Below are 2,555 nucleotides of genomic sequence, written 5' to 3'. Positions count from 1 at the left end.
TATGCACGAATGCTAAGAAATCCGGAGTGCAAATATTAACCAAAAAGAAGATCGTTTTTTGATTTATGAAAGAGATCTATTGTTATTTTTATGTTTTAACTTATTTTAAATTAGCTTTTTCGTGGTTTTAATAGTTTAAAAAATAATCATATTAGTTGGGTGCTTTTTTACGGTTTATTTACGTTACATTCGGTAGAACTTGTTTTATTTTGATCATTGTTAATATTTAACAGGACAAAATAATGAGTAATTTACTCATGGCTAGACATAATATAGCTGACGAAGAAGCGGTCCCTGAATCCATGCCATCTGCGCGTCAATGCTGCGATATTGAAGATATTCTATTTTCAGAAGAAATCGAAAACTATCTGCAGCGCTATCCCAATACCCGTCATGTTGAGATTTGCCTGCACGATCTGAATGGTCATGTCCGCGGCAAGCGCATAGATATTGTCGGTCTAAAAAATATTGCACAAGGCTGTTATTTCCCAATGTCTATTTATGCCATGAGTCTTGATGGAGAAGTGATTGAAGAATCGGGTTTAGGAAAATCGATCGGTGAGCCGGATTATTTATGTAAACCTATATTGGGAAGCCTGCAGCCCTGCGCTTTAAATCCAGAGTCCAATGCACAGTTATTCCTAACCATGAAAGATGACAATCATCAAGATTGCGAAGTTGAACCGCGCAATATTTTAAAAAAAAGTTTAAGAGCGCTGCATGATCAAAACTTTTATCCTTGCATGGCCGCAGAATTGGAGTTTTATTTATTTGACAGCAATGAAAAATCTGGCTCCAATCAGATTTATTTAAATCAATGTTTTGATGTGAATGCGCAAGATAAATATCAAGACGTTCTGGATGAAATTGAACGGATTGCCCTTTTGCAGGGGATTCAGATTACAGGCTTAGTCTCGGAATCATCTTCCGGACAATACGAAATTAATATTCAGCATAGCGGTGATATTTTGAAGCTATGCGATCAGATCATGATGCTAAAGCGCACCATTAAGCAAGTCGCTGTAGAACATGGGTTACATGCAAGCTTTTTGGCTAAGCCTGATCTGAATAAAGCGGGCAGCGGCATGCACTTTCACATGAGTTTGTTAAATCAAGACCAGCAGAATATTTTCAGCATGAAGCAGAATCCTTTACCGTCACGGCAATTATTAAAGGCGATCAGCGGGCTGATAGTCTTGCTGCCGCCGTCCATGGCCGTGCTTGCCCCGAATGTAAACTCATTCCGCCGGTTTAAAGCTGGAAACCATGTGCCCTTAGAAGCTAATTGGGGCGTGAATAACCGCAATGTGGCCATTCGCATACCACGTTCGGACAATGAAAATCAACGCTTGGAATATCGTGTTGCAGGTGCGGATTGCAATCCTTATTTAACTGCAGCCCTGATTTTGATCGGCACACTGCATGGGTTGACACAGAATCTGGAAATTCCACAGCAAGCCACTCAGATAAAAAATAAACATCAGCCGCACTTTTTAAGTACGAATCAGCTGGATGCTTTAACATTTTTTCACCGGAATACTGTTTTGCAAAAATATCTCGGCAAAAGATTTATGGAATTATGGTGTGCAGTTAAACGTGCTGAGCATCAGTATATGTACAGCCAAATTACTTTGATCGAACAACATTGGGATATTTAACTGCTTAAAAATGTATAACACGATAAATAATGAAGATGATGCTAGAAATCAGAAGCTCAATGAAGAATTATATTTGAAGTATAGTTTACAGGAAATTGATTCTGACATTTTAGTAAAGAAATACCAGTATGCGTCAAAAAGTATGAAAAAAATAATTCATACTATTTTTAAAGAAAGAGGTTTTAATCGAAGTGAGATAGATCATATATTGAAATCACTCAAGTAAAATAATTATGCCAATAGTATTGCTGATACTATTGGCATTTAACTTTTAAAAAGATTTAGTCAGGGTGAATACTGCTTCAGTTTTTACCCCTTTTTTATTTTGACTTGTAAAGTCTTTGGTTTTTAAATTACTACCAACCGCTGCTAATTCTGCATTTATTCCCATTGGCTTATAGCGGTAAGTTGCACCAATTTTCCAATCAAAAAAAAGGTCTTTTGCTTCAGAACCATAAATGTCCTGATTTGCTTTGGAATAACCTAAGCTAACATTTGTGCCAAAATTAGTTTGAGCAATCGGTGTAGCATATAAGACATTAAAATACCAATTTGAGATATCTTTACCTATACTGTCACTGGCAGCTTTGCCGCCATAGTTATAGGTATAGCTTATGCTTGGTGTAAAGCTATCGTTCTGATGCAGCAACGCATTAAAGATCATTTTGAAATAGTATTCATTATAATTTAAATCGCTGTTGCCGATGTAATTGTAGCGCAGCATGCCAAGATCAACTGCAGGATGGATTGAACCTAGCGCGATTGGCGCTGTATAGCCGATCTGGGGATCCAGTTCTAAATTTACTTCGTCATCAAAATCAACATTCGATGCAAATGCAGCAAGATAAAATCCTGAAGCATGGCTTAAAACAAAGTTTCCCTGCAAGGCCGGATCAT

Annotated in this window: 3 protein-coding genes; 2 read left to right on the top strand and 1 reads right to left on the bottom strand. The window is 37.4% G+C overall.

Annotated elements, in window-relative coordinates:
- Nucleotides 1–242: 242 nt before the first annotated feature.
- Entirely contained in the window at nt 243–1,658 is a 1,416-nt protein-coding gene (locus ACY3FQ_RS13480) for a glutamine synthetase family protein (RefSeq protein WP_004692352.1), read from the top strand.
- A 10-nt stretch (nt 1,659–1,668) separates the two neighbouring features.
- A complete protein-coding gene (locus ACY3FQ_RS13475) occupies nt 1,669–1,884 on the top strand; it encodes a hypothetical protein (RefSeq protein WP_004692350.1) in 216 nt (71 codons plus the stop codon).
- A gap of 45 nt (nt 1,885–1,929) precedes the next feature.
- Here the strand turns inward: ACY3FQ_RS13475 and ACY3FQ_RS13470 are convergent.
- Nucleotides 1,930–2,555 (bottom strand): TorF family putative porin (locus ACY3FQ_RS13470; protein WP_489774174.1); only part of this gene is annotated, 626 nt, incomplete at its 5' end.

The sequence above is a fragment of the Acinetobacter sp. AB03 genome (assembly GCF_058107045.1).
This window is presented reverse-complemented; position numbering and strand designations above follow the sequence as displayed.

Coding starts and splice junctions, on each gene's coding strand:
- ACY3FQ_RS13480 (WP_004692352.1), top strand. CDS start 243: ATGAGTAATTTACTCATGGCTAGACATAATATAGCTGACGAAGAAGCG.
- ACY3FQ_RS13475 (WP_004692350.1), top strand. CDS start 1,669: ATGTATAACACGATAAATAATGAAGATGATGCTAGAAATCAGAAGCTC.